The organism is Streptomyces naganishii JCM 4654, assembly GCF_014650575.1.
In the GTDB taxonomy this organism is placed as follows: Bacteria; Actinomycetota; Actinomycetes; order Streptomycetales; family Streptomycetaceae; genus Streptomyces; species Streptomyces naganishii.
Window position 1 is genome coordinate 157107 of sequence record NZ_BMVF01000004.1, and the last position, 16876, is coordinate 173982.

17 protein-coding genes and 1 pseudogene are annotated in these 16876 nt (G+C 72.7%); 4 read left to right on the forward strand and 14 right to left on the reverse strand.

Features of this window, described 5'->3' with window-relative positions; all coding sequences use genetic code 11:
- Positions 1-45 precede the first annotated feature (45 nt).
- Positions 46-1017 (forward strand): LysR family transcriptional regulator, encoded by a 972-nt coding sequence (locus IE217_RS08675; protein ID WP_190177160.1) that lies wholly within the window; start codon positions 46-48, stop codon positions 1015-1017.
- Positions 1018-1146: 129 nt separating this feature from the next.
- Here IE217_RS08675 and IE217_RS08680 read toward each other — a convergent pair whose 3' ends face one another.
- Genes IE217_RS08680 through cuyA form a run of 3 tightly spaced genes read right to left on the reverse strand, consistent with a single transcriptional unit; the run spans position 1147 to position 3600 of the window.
- On the reverse strand, positions 1147-1812 hold the full coding sequence (locus tag IE217_RS08680; protein WP_190177161.1) for a hypothetical protein: 666 nt from the start codon (positions 1810-1812) through the stop codon (positions 1147-1149).
- Between the two features lie 40 nt (positions 1813-1852).
- Positions 1853-2596 (reverse strand): cysteate racemase, encoded by a 744-nt coding sequence (gene cuyB, locus IE217_RS08685; RefSeq protein WP_190177162.1) that lies wholly within the window; start codon positions 2594-2596, stop codon positions 1853-1855.
- Positions 2593-3600: a D-cysteate sulfo-lyase gene (gene cuyA / locus IE217_RS08690; RefSeq protein ID WP_190177163.1), complete on the reverse strand. Its 1008-nt coding sequence runs from the start codon at positions 3598-3600 to the stop codon at positions 2593-2595. Before cuyA ends, cuyB begins: the two co-directional genes overlap by 4 nt.
- A gap of 168 nt (positions 3601-3768) precedes the next feature.
- Between cuyA and IE217_RS08695 the strand changes: the two genes are divergently transcribed.
- The gene (locus tag IE217_RS08695; RefSeq protein WP_229865125.1) at positions 3769-4698 is read left to right on the forward strand and encodes a GNAT family N-acetyltransferase; all 930 of its coding nucleotides are present in this window, start codon (positions 3769-3771) and stop codon (positions 4696-4698) included.
- 30 nt (positions 4699-4728) lie between these two features.
- Here IE217_RS08695 and IE217_RS08700 read toward each other — a convergent pair whose 3' ends face one another.
- Genes IE217_RS08700 through IE217_RS08730 form a run of 7 tightly spaced genes read right to left on the reverse strand, consistent with a single transcriptional unit; the run spans position 4729 to position 10780 of the window.
- Complete coding sequence (locus tag IE217_RS08700) at positions 4729-5400, reverse strand: DUF4328 domain-containing protein (RefSeq protein WP_190177164.1); 672 nt, start codon at positions 5398-5400, stop codon at positions 4729-4731.
- A gap of 52 nt (positions 5401-5452) precedes the next feature.
- On the reverse strand, positions 5453-6514 hold the full coding sequence (locus IE217_RS08705) for a CU044_5270 family protein (RefSeq protein ID WP_190177165.1): 1062 nt from the start codon (positions 6512-6514) through the stop codon (positions 5453-5455).
- Positions 6511-7242: an RNA polymerase sigma factor gene (locus tag IE217_RS08710; protein ID WP_190177166.1), complete on the reverse strand. Its 732-nt coding sequence runs from the start codon at positions 7240-7242 to the stop codon at positions 6511-6513. The genes IE217_RS08705 and IE217_RS08710 overlap by 4 nt, the downstream gene beginning before the upstream one ends.
- A 44-nt stretch (positions 7243-7286) precedes the next feature.
- Complete coding sequence (locus IE217_RS08715; protein ID WP_190177167.1) at positions 7287-8036, reverse strand: type 1 glutamine amidotransferase; 750 nt, start codon at positions 8034-8036, stop codon at positions 7287-7289.
- Positions 8033-8776 (reverse strand): amino acid ABC transporter ATP-binding protein, encoded by a 744-nt coding sequence (locus IE217_RS08720; RefSeq protein ID WP_190177168.1) that lies wholly within the window; start codon positions 8774-8776, stop codon positions 8033-8035. Before IE217_RS08720 ends, IE217_RS08715 begins: the two co-directional genes overlap by 4 nt.
- A gap of 1 nt (position 8777) precedes the next feature.
- The gene (locus IE217_RS08725) at positions 8778-9881 is read right to left on the reverse strand and encodes an amino acid ABC transporter permease (protein ID WP_229865126.1); all 1104 of its coding nucleotides are present in this window, start codon (positions 9879-9881) and stop codon (positions 8778-8780) included.
- Positions 9878-10780: an ABC transporter substrate-binding protein gene (locus IE217_RS08730; protein WP_190177169.1), complete on the reverse strand. Its 903-nt coding sequence runs from the start codon at positions 10778-10780 to the stop codon at positions 9878-9880. Before IE217_RS08730 ends, IE217_RS08725 begins: the two co-directional genes overlap by 4 nt.
- Before the next feature lie 194 nt (positions 10781-10974).
- Between IE217_RS08730 and IE217_RS08735 the strand changes: the two genes are divergently transcribed.
- The gene (locus tag IE217_RS08735) at positions 10975-12018 is read left to right on the forward strand and encodes a LacI family DNA-binding transcriptional regulator (protein WP_190177170.1); all 1044 of its coding nucleotides are present in this window, start codon (positions 10975-10977) and stop codon (positions 12016-12018) included.
- Between the two features lie 239 nt (positions 12019-12257).
- Here IE217_RS08735 and IE217_RS08740 read toward each other — a convergent pair whose 3' ends face one another.
- Entirely contained in the window at positions 12258-13382 is a 1125-nt protein-coding gene (locus IE217_RS08740) for a serine hydrolase domain-containing protein (protein ID WP_229865128.1), read from the reverse strand.
- Between the two features lie 315 nt (positions 13383-13697).
- On the opposite strand from IE217_RS08740, the gene IE217_RS08745 reads away from it, so the two are divergent.
- Complete coding sequence (locus IE217_RS08745) at positions 13698-14597, forward strand: LysR substrate-binding domain-containing protein (RefSeq protein ID WP_190177171.1); 900 nt, start codon at positions 13698-13700, stop codon at positions 14595-14597.
- Here IE217_RS08745 and IE217_RS08750 read toward each other — a convergent pair.
- The 3 genes and pseudogenes from IE217_RS08750 to IE217_RS35205 form a co-directional block, all read right to left on the reverse strand.
- Positions 14544-15275, reverse strand: coding sequence for a TetR/AcrR family transcriptional regulator (locus IE217_RS08750; RefSeq protein WP_190177172.1), 732 nt, complete (start codon positions 15273-15275; stop codon positions 14544-14546). The genes IE217_RS08745 and IE217_RS08750 overlap by 54 nt on opposite strands.
- A 363-nt stretch (positions 15276-15638) precedes the next feature.
- Complete coding sequence (locus tag IE217_RS34560) at positions 15639-16268, reverse strand: class I SAM-dependent methyltransferase (RefSeq protein WP_229865129.1); 630 nt, start codon at positions 16266-16268, stop codon at positions 15639-15641.
- Positions 16269-16374: 106 nt separating this feature from the next.
- Positions 16375-16866: pseudogene (locus IE217_RS35205) on the reverse strand (type 1 glutamine amidotransferase); the annotation flags it as partial.
- Between the last annotated feature and the right edge of the window lie 10 nt (positions 16867-16876).

A 16876-nucleotide genomic window follows, 5' to 3' on the forward strand; every position in this document is an offset into this window, starting at 1 on the left:
CCTGCGGGCATGACCTCGCGCACGCGCCCTCGTTAGACTCCGGCCGTGGACATCGGCTGGCTGGAGAGCTTCCTGGCGTTGGTCGAGCACGGGAGCTTCACACGTGCCGCCGAGGCGCAGCACATGAGTCAGCCCGCCTTCAGCCGCCGGATCCGCGCGCTGGAGGGCTGGTTCGGTGAGCCTCTGGTCGACCGGTCGACCTATCCGGTCGGTCTGACCGAGGCGGGGGTGAAGGTCCGTGCCGGGGCGATCGAGACCATGGCGACGCTCAACGCGGTCCGCGACGAGGTCCGAGGCCGGCAGCGGACCCCGAGGAACGCCGTACGGGTGGCGGTGACACACACGCTGGCGACGACGTTCTTCGCCCAGTGGTGGGTGCGCTGCGGCGGGGCGGGGCCCGCGCCCTGCGTCCTGCTGCCGTCCAACACGCTGGAGGCCTACGACGCCCTGGTGCACGGCGGCTGCGATCTGCTCCTCGCCTACGCCGATCCCGCTCTTCCCCTGAACATTCCGGTCGCCGAGGCGGAGTGGATGGTGCTGGCGGACGACGTCCTCGCGCCGTACACCACGGTGACCGAGGGCCGGCCCGCCTTCCGCCTGCCCGGTACCGCCGCCGCACCCGTGCCCGTGGTCACACACAGCCAGGGCGCGTTCCTCGGACATGTGACCGAGCGCGTCCTGTCGGAGCGGGACGAGCGGGACCTGCACGTGCTGCCCCTGGCGCAGAGCGACCTCACCTCCGCGCTGGCCGCCCTGGTCCGCGCGGGCGTGGGCGTCGGCTGGCTGCCGGAACGGCTGGTGGCCTCCGAGCTCGCCGCCGGCACACTTCAGCGGGCGGGCGACCCGTCGCTGACGGCGAGGCTGGAGATCCGGCTGTACCGGGCACCGAACGACAAGGCGCCCGGCCGCGCTGCCGCCGTCTGGCACCGCGCGGCCGAACTCGCGCCGCACGGCCCACCCGAGCACGCCAACGGCCCGCTCCCGCCCGCGCCGGTGAGCGGCCCGTCGGCCCGCTGATCGCGGTACCGGAGCCGCGTAGCCGTGGTGCGTCCCGGCCGATCCCCTGGAACCGTCCCAGGCCGGCACACAACCATGGCCGCGAACAGCCGGTAGCGCCGGCCCGTCCACGCCCCCGCCGCTACCGGTTCACACCGGTGAGGGCAGGCGCACCGCGGGCAGGAGCCCGAGTTCGACCTCCCGGCGCGGCAGCGACAGCCCGAGATGCTCGCCCACCGCCGCGAACAGCCGCTTCGCCAGCTCCTCGTCCTCGTCCCCGGGGTCGTCGCAGCCGGGGAAGGCGTCCCGCACCGCCCCGGCCCGGCGCATGTGCAGGTCCAGCGCGGCGAACGCGCCGCGCCGGTCCTCCGGCGGGACCACGGTCGCCAGCAGGCTGTCGCCGGGCTCGCCGGAACTCAACTCCCCGGCGGCGTCGACGTAGCACACCCACGGGTGCTCGTGCAGGAAGCGGTCCAGGCAGACGAGTTCCTCGCCCGGCCCCACCAGAGCGTCCTGGCCCAGCCGGTCGAGAAGGATCAGGTGCCAGGTGGACCGCTCGACCTCCAGGACGTACGTCCACTCGCCGCCGCGGCCGAACATGGCCACACTGTCACCCGGATCCACGCTCAGCCTGTCGAAGTCCTTGAAGAGCGGCGGCCGTTCGGCCATGGCGCGGTCGGCGCCGAGGCGCACCACGAAGTCCACCGGGTCCACGCCCCGTACCGCCGTGAGGCTGATGTCGGCCCGCATCCCGTCCTTGGCGATCGCACTGCTGTACCAGTGCTCGCCGATCCACGCCAAGCCGTTGTCCGTCACCGTGGCACCGCCGAGCCCTCTCGCCTCGCCTTCGCACACACTAGTCCCAGCACTCCTGGACGACCCGGTCGGCGAGCACCTCCGTGGGGTCGAGGAGAGTCGCCGTTCCGCCTTCGGGCAAGTACCTGGCGGCCAGGGGGAGTTCGGTGCAGGCGAGGACGATGGGCGAAGGGTTTCTCTCGGTCATCGCGTCGATGGCCTTGCCGAGGTGCAGGCCCGCGGCCACCGGATCGCCCTGCTTGACCTTCTTGATCGCGAGGTCCACCTGCACCTGAGCCGGCTCCTCGGGCAGTACGACGGCGAACCGCGCGTCGTGCAGACGACGTTGGTAGAGACCGGTGGCCAGAGTGGCGCGCGTGCCGAGCAGCCCCACGCCACCGCCACCGCCACCGCCACCGCCACCGCCACCGAACGATGTGCCCGTCCGCTCGAGTTGACCGACCGTCTCGGCCACCATGTCGAGGAACCGTAGCCCCGAGTCCCGCACGAGGTCCGGCAGGAAGGCGTGCGCGGTGTGGCACGGCATGACGGCCAGGGTCGTACCGAGCGCACGCAGGTGCCGCGCGCCGGCCAGCATCGCGGGATAGGGGTCGGCGCCCCCGGTGCCGAGCACCGCACCGACCCGGTCCGGGACGGTGGGGTCGGCCCAGATCGCCACGCGCAGGTGGTCCTGGTCGCGGGTCGCCGGCGTGCGCTCGACCAGCTTGGCGTAGAAGGCGGCGGTGGCCGCCGGGCCCATTCCGCCCAGGATGCCCACCAGGTGGTCGCCGCGGGGCGCGCTCACGGCGTCTGGAAGGCCGAGCGGTAGCCGAACAGGGCCGCGCTCCCGCCGGTGTGCAGGAAGACGACATTGTCGTCCTCGCGGAATCGTCCCTCCGCGATGTTGCCGAGCAGGCCCGCGAACCCCTTCCCCGAGTACACGGGGTCGAGCAGGATGCCCTCCAGGGAGGCGACGAGCCGTACCGCCTCGATCATGGTGTCGGTCGGCACGCCGTACCCGCCGCCGACCCAGCGGTCGTCGACCAGGACGTCCTCGCGGGTGACCGTGCCCTCGGCCCCGATGAGGGCCGCCGTGCGCCGGGCCAGCCCGAACACGGCGTCGATCTGCACCTGTTCGGGCTGCCGGACGCTGACGCCGAGCACCTTGGCCGGGCTGTTCATCGCGCGCAGCCCCGCGACCAGGCCCGCCTGCGTCCCCGTGCTGCCGGTGCCGTGCACCACCCAGTCGACGGGGACAGGGGCCGCCTCGAGTTCCTGTGCGCACAGGACGTACCCGACCGCGCCCAGCGGGTTGGACCCGCCGCCGGGGATCACGTACGGCCGCCGCCCCTCGGCGCGCAGCTCGTCGGCCAGCAGCTCCATGGCCTCCTGCATGTCGGTGCCGGCCGGGACCCGGTCGACGACCTCCGCCCCGAGCAGCTCGTCGAGGAGCACGTTCCCGGAGAGCTCGTACTCCTCGTCGCGGGTCTGGCGCTTCTCCAGGAACAGCTTGCACTCCATGCCGGCGCGGGCCGCGGCCGCGGCGGTCTGCCGGGCGTGGTTGGACTGTGTGGCGCCCTGGGTGATCAGTACGTCGGCGCCCTGCTGGACCGCCTCCCCCACCAGGAACTCCAGCTTGCGGGTCTTGTTGCCGCCTGTGGCCAGTCCGGTGCAGTCGTCGCGCTTGATCCAGAGGTTGGGTGCCGAGGGACGGCTTCGGCGCAGATGGGCGGTCAGCCGTTCCATCGGTTCCAGGGCGGTCGGAAAGTGCCCCAGCGGAAAACGCGCGAAACGGGCCGTCTGAACCATGGAAGCTCCCCCTTCGGGCACATCAGGTGAATCCGTCAACAGTCAATCCGGTGAAGGATCAGACGTCCAATGTCGGTTTCGGCAGGGGTCATGCGCAGCGCGCATGGAGGGCGCGTCCTGCTCGCGAAGACACCGGCGCCGACCCGGCCGGCCGGTAGCCTCGGTGCCGTGGTGTCACGAACCGAGCTGCCGGATCTCGTGCCCGGGCTGCCGCCGGGATACCGATCACGGTCGGTGACCGCTGAGGACACCGCTGACGTCCATCGTCTGGTCGCCGCTTGCGAGCGCGAGCTGTTCGGACGGGCGCAGACCGATGCCGGTCGCATCGCCGCCGACTTCGCACGGCCTGGCCTCGTCCCCGAACTGGACACACGGCTCGTCACCGACCGGGCGGGGCGAGTGGCCGCACGCGCCTGGGTGCATCGGCGCTGCGAAGTGGACGTCCATCCCGATCACCGGGGCCGTGGCCTGGGCAGTGCGCTCCTGACCTGGGCCGAGACCCGGGCCCGGCAGACGGGCAGCCCGCGTGTCGTCCAGACGGTCCCGGACGGCGACACGAACGCTGTCGCGCTGCTGCGCTCGCGCGCATACGAGTCGATGGTGACCGAGTGGCTGCTGGAGTTCCGCATGCCGGCGCGGCCGGCCGTGCCCGATCCGCCTGCCGGCATCACGGTCCGGCCGTTCCGGCCCGGCGACGAGCACGACGCACATCAACTCGTCCAGGACGCCTTCGACGAATGGCAGGAACGACGTCAGAGCTACCAGGAGTGGGCCCGGCACACCGTCGATCGTCCCGCCTTCGCCCCCGCGATGTCGATGGTGGCGACGTCCGCCGGCGGCCGACTGGTGGGCGTCGCGCTCTCGCTCGCCCTGCCGGAAACCGGTGAGGGTTACGTCGAGCAGGTCGCCGTGCGCCATGACCAGCGCGGCCAGGGCATCGCACGTCTGCTGCTCCGCAGCACGTTCCGCGCGTTCCACCAGCGGGGGCGGCGGACCTGCACCCTGGCGACGCACTCGGAAACGGGGGCTTTGAACCTGTACCTGCGCGTGGGGATGACAGTCCGCCACAGCTCGACGGTCTTCCGCAAAGACCTGTGAGACGACGGCCGTCGCCGCTGTCTCACGTGCTCAGTCACGGCGGACGAAGACTGCCGTACGGGTCCGCTGGGCCGCGGTGAGCGTGCGTACCACCAGTATCGCTGCCACCGCCGCGGCCACCACCATCGCGTCGGCCGCCACCAGTTGCCACACGTCGGTGTACGCGCGCTCGATGACGGAGTCGGTGGTGCCCGTGTACATCAGCCCGGCTCCGCTCAGTGATCCGGCCAGCCACAGGCCCCACCACCAGTTCACGCAGCGCGGGAGCCGCTGTCCGGGTGCGATGGCCCGGTGGACGTCGACGACGACGGCGCGCGGCAGCCACAGGTTGGCGACGGGTGTCACCCAGCCCGCGTAGACCCAGGGCCAGGCGTGGCGGAGCGGCCGTCCCGAGAGAGCGGCCGCGTTGTCCCGGATGCGCAGCAGCCAGGCCAGGAAGGCGGCCGCGCACAGCAGGACGGCCGCGTCGCCCAGCGCGCTGACGAGGTGGTAGCTGTTCTCGAGCGAGGTCAGCGGCCGGTGGCGGCCGTCGCCCCGGTCGGGCGGGCCGGACGCGGGCGCCCCCGCCGCGGCGAGCCGTATCTGCCATGCCGCACGGGCCGCCCAGGCGGCGCCGACGGCCACGAGAGCGACGGTGGCCGAGCGGGCGGAGCGCCCAACAGGGCCCGCGAGAAAGGCGGGTTGAGGTTTCCGGTCGTCCATCCGCTCGTCCTCGCAGGCTGGTTAGACGGCTCCGCCACCCGATCCGGTGCGGTCAGCCCGTGTGGTCGTCGCGTGTTCCGGCCGTGCCGGGGGGCTCCTCGCCGGCCTTGTCCACGACCGCCGTCCGGATCTGGGCCGTACTGGACAGCAGCGTGCCGGCCCTGCCGTAGGGCGCGTCCTTGATGAGGTAGCTGCGGTAGCCGAGGAAGGAGAGGTCCTTCCTGTCGAAGACCCACTCGGTGTGGACGCCGTTGCGCTCGTCGTCGCGGGCGATGCCGATGCCCGGCCTGCCGGTCGCGTCCCAGGCCTGCGGGGTCCGGGTGACGCCGGGGATCCTGGCCGCGGCTTCGTAGAGGGCGGCGGCCGTGCGCGGTGGCATGACGCCGCCGAGCAGTTCACCGATCTGCTCGAACACCGCCTGGTCCCGCTCGCGGCGGTCGACCCGCGGCGTCCTGGCGTACAGGTAGTCCAGCAGCTTGGCCGGGTCGGTCGGCAGGGAGCTGAGCCACTGGTAGGTGGGGCGGCTGAACCCGGCCGGTGTGCCGTTCGTGTCACCGAGTTCGGCGTTGAGGGGGAAAGTCTCGCCGTCGCTGCGGATGAGGCCGAGCCTCTTGAGCGGCCCGGGCTCCTGCGCGATCCACTTCTCGTAGTCCTTCAGTGGGGACACCACGGCCTTGCCGCTGGTCAGGTCCACCTCGCGGACCTTCTCCCGGGTGTAGACGAACTGGTCGTCCCGGACGACCGGCGCGGCCTTCCTTCCGGCGGCGCCGGAGATCTCCCGAAGGAGCGCGGCCACGGGCCGCATGTCGGTGGCCGTACCCGGCGCCGTACCGGCGGCTGCCTCGCGGTCGCCGCCCTCGAGGGCGAAGCCGCCGGCCAGCACTCCGGCCAGGGCGAGGGCGGTCACCGGGACGAGGAGTGCGGGCCGCAGCAGGCGTCGGGACGGGCGCGCGGAGGCGGCCCGGTCGCGGTCGATCTGGCGCATCAGGAGTTCCTTGTGACGAAGGTGCCCCTCACGCGGAAGGTCCCTCTCGGCCGGGGCCGGCAGCAGGCGGGCGATCTCTTCGCGATCGTCGCGCCGCTCGGGAGAGGCGGAGGCCGTGGTGTCGTTCATGCGAGCTCCTTCCGCGCGGGCACGGCCGCGAGTGCGGCCGCACTTGTCATCTCTCCGCGGGTCGTGCGCGGTTCCGTGTCCTGCCCGGCGAGGTTCCGCTCCGCGAGGTGTCGGTTCGCGAGAGTTCGTTTCGCGCCGTTTCGGTCCGCGAGGTCCTGCTCCCCGAGCTTCTCCCCGGCGAGGTTCTCCTCGGCGAGCCGGGCCAGCTTCGTGCGGGCGCGCGAGAGGCGGGAGCGTACGGTTCCGACCGAGACGCCCAGGGCCTCGGCGGTCTGCTGGTAGTCCAGGCCGGACCACACGCACAGGGCGAGCACCTCGCGCTCGTGCTGGCGCAGCCGGCTCAGGGACGCCTGGACGGCACGCAGGCGCCGTGCGTCGTCGATGCGTCCGGCCGCCTGCGGCGCGAAGTCCTCGACCGTGTCCGGCCCGGGCTGACGGGCCAGGAACAGCTGCCGTCGCCGGGTGCTGCGGCGGGCGTTCTCCGCCTTGTGGGTGGCGATGCCCAGCAGCCACGGCAGCAGTGTGCCGCCGTCCTCCCGCACGCGGGCGCGGTTGCGCCACGCGGCGAGGAACGTCTCCGACATGACGTCCTCGGCCGTCTGCCAGTTTCCGGTCAGCCGCAGCGCGTGGTTGAGAACGGCGCGGGCGAACTCCTCGTACAGCTCGCCGAACGTCTCGCGGTCCCCTTCGCGCACGCGGCGGCGTACTTCGATGTCTGAGTCCCTCACATCTCGTTCTCTCCGCGGTGCCGCGGCCGTTGCGGTGATCTACCTCACTCGGCCCCGTCCCGACGCCGGCGGCGCGCGCTCACGACGGTGCCCCACCGCTCGGCCAGGCCGCCCCACAGGGTACGCAGTCGCTGCTCCTCGCGTGCCACGTGCCCGACGACCGCGTCCGGGTCCAGACCGAGGGCCTGGAGGGGGCCTGTGTCGGAGGTGCCCCAGGTGGCGATGTCGCCGGCCAGTACCTCGGGGTGGAACTGCACACCCCACACCGATGTGCCGATGCGGTAGGCCTGGTGGGTGCAGCGGGCGCTCGTGAGGAGAGGGACGGCGCCCTCGGGCGGGACGGACGTCTCCTCCCAGTGCCACTGCACGGCGCACGGCGGGGTGTCCGACTCGGTCAGGAAGGCGAAGAGTTCGTCCCTCGACGCGGGCAGCAGCGGGGTCAGTTCGCACAGGCCGACTTCCGGGTGCTCGGCGTGGCGGACCTTGCCGCCGCAGGCGACGGTGAGCAGTTCCATGCCTAGGCAGATGCCGAGGGTGGGCAGGTCGCGTGCGGCCGCCGCGCGCAGCAGGCGGCAGACCGCCGGCAGCCAGGGTGCGCGGTCCACGTCGTACGGTCCCATGGATCCGCCGAGGACCAGGAGCCCGTCGTAGCGGCCGGGTTCCCGCGGGACCCGGTCGCCGTCCCACGGGCGGCACAGGTCGAGGTCCAGCCCTTGCGCGGCGAGCCGTTCGCCGAACTGGCCGGGGCCGGTGCCCTTTTCGTGCTCCACGACGAGCACGCGCGGCGCGCTCACAGCCGCCCCGCCTCGACGATGCGGCGCAGGAAGGCGCGGGTGCGTTCCTGTCGGGGGTCGCCGAAGATCTGCTCGGGCGGGCCCTCCTCCAGCAGGACGCCTTGATGCAGGAAGCACACTTTGTGGGACACCTCCCGGGCGAAGCCCATTTCGTGGGTGGCCAGCAGCATGGTCATGCCGTCGGCGGCGAGTTCGCGGACGATGGCGAGTACCTCGGCGACGAGTTCGGGATCGAGGGCGGAGGTGATCTCGTCCAGGAGCAGGGCGCGCGGCTGGGTGGCCAGGGCGCGCACGATGGCCACGCGCTGCTGCTGTCCGCCGGAGAGCTGGTCGGGCATGCGGTCGGCCTTGTCGGCGAGCCCGACCCGGGCGAGGAGGGTGCGGGCTCGTTCCTCGGCCTCGGCGCGGGGAACGCCGGCCACCCGCATCGGCGCGAGGGCGACGTTGCGTACGACGTTCATGTGCGGGAAGAGGTTGAAGTGCTGGAAGACCATGCCGACGTCGCGGCGCAGCCGGTTGACGTCGGTACCGCGGCCGGAGGCGACCTCGCCGCCGACGCGGATCTCGCCGGCGCTGATGTCCTCCAGGCCGTTGACGCAGCGCAGTAGTGTCGACTTGCCGCTGCCGGAGGCGCCGATGAGGGTCACGACCTGGTGCTGTTCGACGCTGAGGTCGATGCCGCGCAGCACCTCGGTGTCGCCGTAGCTCTTGTGTACGGCGTCGATCTCGATGAACGGCATGTCAGGCTCCCTTGCCACGCCGCTGCTCGCGGGCGACCAGCCGGTCCACCAGCCGTGCCTGCGGGATGGTGATGAGGATGAACAGGCCCGCGACCACGGTGACCGCGGAGAGGTTGAAGTGGTTGGAGGCGAAGATCTTCGACTGGTTGAAGGCGTCGATGGTGCCGATGACGTTCACCAGGGCGGTGTCCTTCTGGAGGCTGATGAAGTCGTTGAGCAGAGGCGGGACGACGCGGCGGGTCGCCTGGGGCAGGACCACGTGGCGCAGGGTGGCGCTCTGGGACAGGCCCAGGGAGCGGGCCGCGGCAGTCTGACCGGGGGGTACGGACTCGATGCCGGCCCGGAACACCTCGGCGACGTACGCGCCGTAGGTGAGGGTCAGGGCGAGGATGGCGAACCAGACGGGGCTGAGCGAGCTGAGGAAGGGCACCTCGGCGAGCGGCAGTCCGAAGCCGATCAGGTAGATGATGATGATCGCGGGGACGGCGCGGAAGCCGTCGATGTAGGTGGTGGCCAGCAGGCGCAGCGGGCGTCCGGCCCGGCCGGGCGCCATCCGGGCGAGGGCCAGCGCCAAGCCCCAGGCGAGGATGAGGACTTGGGCGACGACGGCGATGAACAGGTTGGTGCCGAAGGCGGAGGCGGTCTCCTTGAGGCTGATGCCGATGACCTGGCCGTCGAAGAAGGTGCGCTGCACGGCTCGGTCGTTGGTGCACAGGAACCAGACCGCGCCGAGCAGGACGAGCGCGGCAAGACACCAGCCCAGCGCGGTCCAGGCGTCCTCGCGGGCCTCGGACGCGGCGCGGCGTGCGTCGGTGCGCCGCTGCTCGCTCCAAGCGGTGGCGGCTCGACGTGCCGAACGCACCGCGCGCAGCGCGGGCCTGAGCAGGGTGAGTACGGCGGCGGCCACCACGACCGCGCCGGCCGCGACCGTCGGGCCGGAGCCGGGCAGGACCCGGCTGACGGACGCGGCGGCGGTGGCGGTCAGCGCCACGGTGGCCAGGACGGCCGCCACCGAGGCGGCGGCCGTCGGCAGGGCGGCCGGTGGCGCGGCGCTCTTCGCGGGCCCGGCGCCAAGGGTCGTCAAGGTGCTGTGGCCGGCGCTCACTTGGCGCTCCACAGCGGGATCGCCGCCGGGTCGCCGCCGAACGCCTTGGCGAGGTACGTGGAGGAGAGCTTGGTGAGCGTGCCGTCCTTCTTCATGGCCTCGATGGCCCCGTCGAGGGCGGCGGCGTTCGCACTGCCCTTGGGGTAGAGGGCGCCGTAGGACTCACCGGTGTCGTACTGGCCGATCACCTTCAGCATGCCCTTGGACTCGTGGGCCTTGCCGAGCACGATCGCCACGTCCTGGAGCGCGGCGTCGACCTGGCCGGCCTGGAGGGCGGCCTGGAGTTCCACGTCCCCGGCGAAGACCTTGGGGGCCTTCCTGGGGTGCAGGTGCCTGGTGACGAAGTCGGCCCCGGTGGTGCCCTGCTTCACGCCGAGCTGGAGGCCGGCGATGTTGTCCTGGGTGGCCTTGGAGCCCGACTTGACCAGGACGCCGATGTTGGAGGCGAAGTAGGGCGCGGAGAAGTCGACGACCTTGCGGCGGGCGTCGGTGATGGAGATCTCCGCGAGCGCGAGGTCGAAGTTGTTCGTCTTGCCGGCGACGAGGGCGTCGAAGGACACGTTGCGCACGGTCAGCTTGGGCAGGCCGGCCCGGTAGGCGAGGTTGGCGGCCATGCAGTACTCGTAGCCGCTGTCGATCCGGCGGACGGTGTCGCCGTTCCACCAGCCGGGGCTCGGCAGGTCGCCGACGACGGTGAGGGTGTCCTTCTCGACGGTCTTGAGGTGGATCGAGCCGCGGACGCCGGTCACCTGGCACTGACCGTAGGTGCGCGAGCCCTTGGAGTCGGTGGTGTGGGTGGTGGAGTCACCGCCGGCGGACGCGGAGCCGCCGCACGCGGTGAGGGCTGCGAGCAGGGCGGCACTGAGTACGGGCACGGCGAGGGTGCGGGTGGCGCGCATGGAGCTCCTAGGGAAAGTGCCGGGAACCGGTGGTGCGCTACAGTGCCCAAAGCGTTTTGGGTACGTCAATAGTCAGAGCTCAGCGAGACCAAAACGTTTTGGGCCCCCGGGGTGGGGAAGCATGTCCCGCAGAGGGACGGGGATCCCGGCCGCCGGGCTGGGACCGAGGACGACGAGAGAGGGCGGCCAGGCCCATGACCAGCCGCAAGACGACACGCGCCAAGTCAGCCGCGGGCCGGCGCGTCGGCATCCGCGACGTGGCCGAGGCGACGGGCCTGTCCATCACCACCGTCTCCCACGCCCTGAGCGACAAGGGACAGATCGCGCCCGCCACCCGGGAACGGGTCCGCCGCGCCGCCGAGGAACTCGGCTACCGCCCCGACCCCGTCGCCCGCGGCCTGGTCTCCGGCCGCACCGGCATCCTCGGGCTCGTCGTCGGCCACATGTCGGACGTCCCCTGGGCCAGCACCTACCGCCCGTACTACGCCGCTTTCTCGGCCGGCGCCACCATGACCGCCGTCGAGCGCGACTACGCCCTCGTCGCCGTCCCCGGCGACCCGGCCTCGGGCCTGTGGACCCGCGTCCCCATGGACGGGCTCATCATCATCGACCCCGTACGGGAGGACCCGCTCCTCGCCGACTGCGCGCGCCGCGGCATGCCCGTGGTCACCGACGGCCGCCCCATCGACCCCGGCTACGACGCCGTGCCCACCGTGGAGAGCGACCTCGACCACGGCATGGCCGAGATCCTCGGCCATCTGCGCGAGGCCGGCGCGGCGCGCGTGGGCCTGCTGTCCGGCCCCGAACCCGACGCGTACACCCAGGACTGCGAGCGCCTCTACCGCCAGTGGTGCGCCGAGACCGGGCAGACACCCGTCGTCGAGACACCGACGGCCTCGGAGGACCCGGTGGACGCGGCCCTGCGCCTGCTGTCCGCCCCCGGCCGCCCCGACGCCGTGCACGGCCTCAACGAGACCTACGGGCAGGCGCTCATCGTCGCCGCCCGGCGGCTCGGTCTCGCCATCCCCGGCGACCTGATGATCAGCGTGATGCGGGAGAGCGACCACTCCGCCGGCGCCGCCGACTGGGAGATCCCCCTGACCGCCCTCAGCCTCGACGCCCGCCGCCTGGGCGCGGAATGCGTGACGACCCTGATCGACGTGCTCGACGGCAAGGAGCCGGGCGATGTGGTCGTCCCGTGCACGGTGGTCGTACGGGAGTCCACGCGCCGGGGGTGAGGGGCGGGGCGGGTGGGTTCGTCAACGCCTGGGCGGTGTAAGGCGGTTGTTCCTGAAGACGGCCGGCCCGCACGCCACAGTCCGCACGGGCCGCGATGAGTTGCCCCGCCGTGGTGACGGAGGCGGTCGCCAGGCTCGCCGCACCCAGCGGCACAAGTCCGGCCGGCATGCCCCAGCGGCGTCCGACCCGGTCGGCGAGCGCGCCGAGGGCCGGCGTCAGCCCGCCGAACACGACGGTGTCAGTCGGCGAGCGCGGCGTTCACGATCGCCTTGATGTACGGAAGGTCATCGCCGTTCCCCGTGGGGTTCAGGGAGTACACCACGTGGTGTCGGAGGTCCCGGGTGGCGAAGACTCCGTTGTCCCAGCCGGGGCGGGAACCGGTCTTGCCCCAGACGTACTCGCCGTTCGCCGTCTGGTAGCGCAGGAGTCCGCCGACGCTGTAACAGGCCGCGGGGCCGACGCAGTTCGTGTTGCCGGCGGCACTCGGCACGTTCGGCACCTCGAACACCAGCTTCTGCTGGGCGGGTGGGAGCAGGCGGCCCCGGAACAGCGCGGTGATGAAGCGGTCCAGGTCGGCGGCGGTGGAGACCATGCCTCCCTCGGCCCACGGGTATGGGCTCTGCTCGGTCACGTCCTGCCCGTCGAGGTACACCTCCGCGTGGGGTGAGGGGAGCACCGGCTCGTCGGCGGCGGGCAGGCTGGTCTGGCTCAGACGCAGCGGCCGGATGATCCTGCGCCGCAGTTCGCTGGTGAAGGAGTGGCCGGTGACCTTTTCGACGATCAGGCCGAGGACGATGGAGTTGAGACCGTTGTACTGCTGCTCGGAGCCGGGTGCGGGCGGCGCCTCGGTGGCTGCGGCGAACGAGTCGCGCAGGAAGTCTTCGGGGGTCACGGACTTGAGCTGCCATCCGGGTCCGTCGGCCGGGCCGGGGGTCGGGGCGGGCTTGGGCAGGCCGCTCGTGTGGTCGAGGAGCTGGCGCACGGTGACCCGGCCGTACGCCGCGGGCAGCTCCCGGGGGACGTACCTCCGCGCGGGTACGTCCAGGCCGATCCGGTGCTCGGCCACGAGTTGGAGCACCACCGTGTTGGTGAACACTTTGGTGACACTGCCGATCCGGAAGTGGGCGTCAGCGGTGACCGGGCCGGCAGTGGCGCCCACGCCGTCCCGTCTGATCAGCGCGCCCGCGACGACGTCATCGGGCAGGTGGTCGAGGATGTCCTGCACCGTGGGCTTTGCGGACGCCGGGGCGCCGGCAGCAGGCATGGCGGCGGCCGTGGGCAGGGCGGCGCCCGCGGTAAGAGCGGTGGCCAGGGCGAGGGTGGTGACGGCGAGGCGGATGCGCATCGAAGTTTCTTCCTCCACGGCGCTGATGGGAGTCGCTGACCACGCCAACTCTGGTGCGTGCGGCCGCCATTGCCCATCAGTGATCACCCTGATCACAACCCTGGACCGCCCCTGACAGATGCGTCCTGGTGTCGCCACCCCATCAGTTCGCCGGACGGGTCAGGCTGCGAGGGTCGGCGCAGTCCGGTCAGCTCTTCCCACGCGCGGGTGACGCGCTGGACGTCGGCGAGGCGGATCACTGCTGGGACAGCTGGACTTCCTCCGCATGATCACGGCCAACGGGAACGAAGGGGTCCGCTGACCGCGCCGCCGCGCTGCTCATACCCTTGGGCTATGAGTGGTCTGCCGGATGTCGAAGGGCTGCGGCTGCTGGTGCTCGTCGGGGAGCTCGGCAGCCTCGGCAAAGCCGCGATGGAACTCGGCATCGCCCAGCCCTCGGCCAGCAAACGGGTGGCGACCCTGGAGCGCAGGCTCGGTCTTGCGCTCATCGACCGCACCCGGCGCGGTTCCAGCCTGACGGCGGACGGGCAGGTGGTGGCCGCCCGCGCGCAGCGCGTCCTGGACGAACTCGCGGCGCTCATGACGAGCGTGGAGGCCCAGCGCGGCAAGCTCCGGGCCACGCTGAGGATCGCGGCGAGCATGACGGTGGCCGAGTACCTGGCCCCGCCGTGGATCAGCGAGCTGTGCCGCTCCCATCCCGACCTGCACGTCGGCCTGCACGTGACGAACAGCGAGCACGTCCGGGAGCTTCTGCGCGGCGACGAGGCGGAGATCGGCTTCATCGAATCGCCGCACGTGCCTCGCGGTCTGACCAGCAGGACGGTGTCCACCGACACGCTGGTCGTCGTCGTGGCGCCCACCCACCCCTGGGCCCGGCGCCGCACACCGCTGACGGCTCAGGAACTGGCGGCCACTCCCCTGGTCGTGCGCGAGCGGGGCTCGGGGACCCGGGTCGCCCTGGAGTGCGCCCTGCGACGCGCGGCCGCCGTGGAACCGCGTCCGCTGCTGGAACTGGGCTCCGCGACCGCCGTGCGCGGCGCGGTGATCGCCGGAACCGGTCCGGCCGTGATCAGCGAGCTCGCCGTACGGACCGACATCGCCGACGGCCGGCTCGTCCAGGTGAGCGTCGAGGGCATGGAGCTGCGCCGGTCACTGCGCGCGGTGTGGCCCGCCGGACGGTCACTGGTCGGCCCGGCCTCGGACCTGCTCCTGATCGCCGCACGCCAGCACTGAACGCGGCCCCTGGGCGCGGGGTGTGGTGAGGATGCCGTTGATGAGCATGTCGATGGTCCAGCGGGAGCGTTCCCCTGGTGTGCCGGAGACCAGGTCGGCGGCCAGGGCGTGGATGTGGGGGTGGGTGTCGGGGGATGCGGTGGCCAGGGCCCGGTCGAGGCGGCGCCATTCCTCCTCCGTGCGGGCGCTCTCGTCACGCGAGGAGTGCTCGGCGGCCGCCGCCGTGGCCGACTGGAGCAGGATGTCCACGCCCCAGGCGGCCTGGTCAGCGGGTACGCCGCCCTCGTCGAGCAGGCGCAGCAGGGTCTCCACCAGGTCGAGGTAGTGCGGGCCGCTGGGGCGGGCGACGAGGGCGGACTGGGCCAGGCTGGGGTGGGCGAACAGCAGCCGGGTGTAGCTGACCAGGACGGTGTGCAGCCGTTCGCGCCAGCCCTCTTCGTCCCCGGCCGCCGCGAGGTCGACCTGCCCGAGGAGGCGGTCCAGGATCGCCGCGTGCAACTCGGCGGTGTTGGCCACGTAGACGTACAGCGAGGCCGGACCGGTGTCGAGCGCCTGGGCCAGACGGCGCATGGTGACGCGCTGGAGGCCTTCCTCGTCCATGAGGCGCAGGGCCGTGTCGATGATGCCCTCGCGAGTGAGGGCTGGCTTGGCGGGTCGCTCGCGGCGGCTGATCGGCATGCGCCCAGCCTACGTGCGCCTAACGCGTTCGTGGCGAACGCGTTCTGACCCTGGGCAGGGTGGTCGTCAGGCGGGCGTTTCCGCTGTGGCGCTCAGGAGGGAAGGCTCCCTGTGTCGGTCCCGAGCCGGTCTCGTCGCCGGCCCCCCTCGGGGAGCATGTGACGCCGGCGGCGATGTCGGAGTGCCCCGCCCGGGGACGCCGGCGGCGCCGAGGTGGAATCCCACGGCGGCACCGCGACCCCGCATCGCCTCCCACATGTCGGGTGTGAGGAGTACGTCCAGGCAGGCATGCCCGGTCGCCCGGCCCGGTCGGGCTCGGGCTGACCGCCCGGGTGACCGTACCGCCCGTGCCGCCGGGCTGACTCAACGGGCTCGGACGGCGCGGGCCAGGAAGTGGTGGGAGGCGTCCTCGCAGCAGTCCATGGACCAGCCGGCCGCGTGCAGCGCCGGGCGCAGGTTCTCCTCGGCCAGCGGGTCGTCCGGGTCGAGGGGGCGGCCGTGGCGGGCGGCCCGCTCGGCGCGGCCGGAGGGGTGGTAGAGCAGCAGTACGCCTCCCGGTGCGGTGACCCTGGCCCACTCGCGCAGGGCTGCCGCCGGGTCGGGCACGTGATTGATCAGGCCCGCGCTGAAAATGCCGTCGACCGCCCCGGCCGCCAGGGGCAGCCGGCAGGCGTCGGCCAGGAGCAGCCGGGCGAGGCCCGCACGGCCCTCCCTGACGGTGGCGGCGAGCATCGCCGGGGTGAGCTCCACGCCGAGGACCATGCCCTCGTCGCCGACCTCGGCGCGCAGGGCCGGCAGCGCGCGTCCGCTGCCGCAGCCCACGTCCAGGGCCCGCCGGCCCGGGCCCAGGCCCATCCGCGCCACCGCCGCGGCGTACCGGGGGCCGTCGGCGGCGAACCGCTCCTCCCAGGTGGCGGCCCTCGGCGTGAAGAACGTCCGGGTCGCGCTGTGCTGGACGCGTGCCGCGACGAGTTCCGCGAAGCGGGAGTACACGGCGTCTCGATGGAACCGCGTCCCCCCACGCCGAGCCGCCGATGCGGAACGCCTGAACCGGGTCGTGGTCGCAGGAGGCCAGCAGTGTCGCTCCGGCGGGCAGGTCCAGGGTGTCGCCGTGCCAGTGCGCGACGGGCAGCCGTCCGGGGGTGCCGGCGAAGAGCGGATCGGTGTCCGCGTCCGGGGCGGCTCGTACCTCACCCGAGCCGACCCGCGGTCCCCGGCCGGGGCGGGCCTCGCCTCCGGCCGCCTCGGCGAGGAGCCGGGCGCCGAGCCGGACTCCGAGCACGGGAACCTGGGCGTCCAACGCCGCCCGCAGCAGCGCCAGTTCCGCGCTACGGCCGGGGCAGGCCTCGTAAGGCGACGCGGAGAAGTCCTCGCAAGCCGACGCCGGGAAGTCCTCGTAAGACGGCGCGGGGCCGCCCGTCACCACCAGCGCCACGGCGTGGCCCAGTGTCTCGGGCACGGGATCACCCGCCCAGGTCCGGCACGTCCGCACCGGCAGCCCGGCCGCCTCCAGCGCCGTACCGATGCCGCAGGGGCCTTCCGGCGGTGCGTGTTCGAGGACCAGGACGTCCGCGGTGGGAGGCGGGATCACTCGGTTCCCC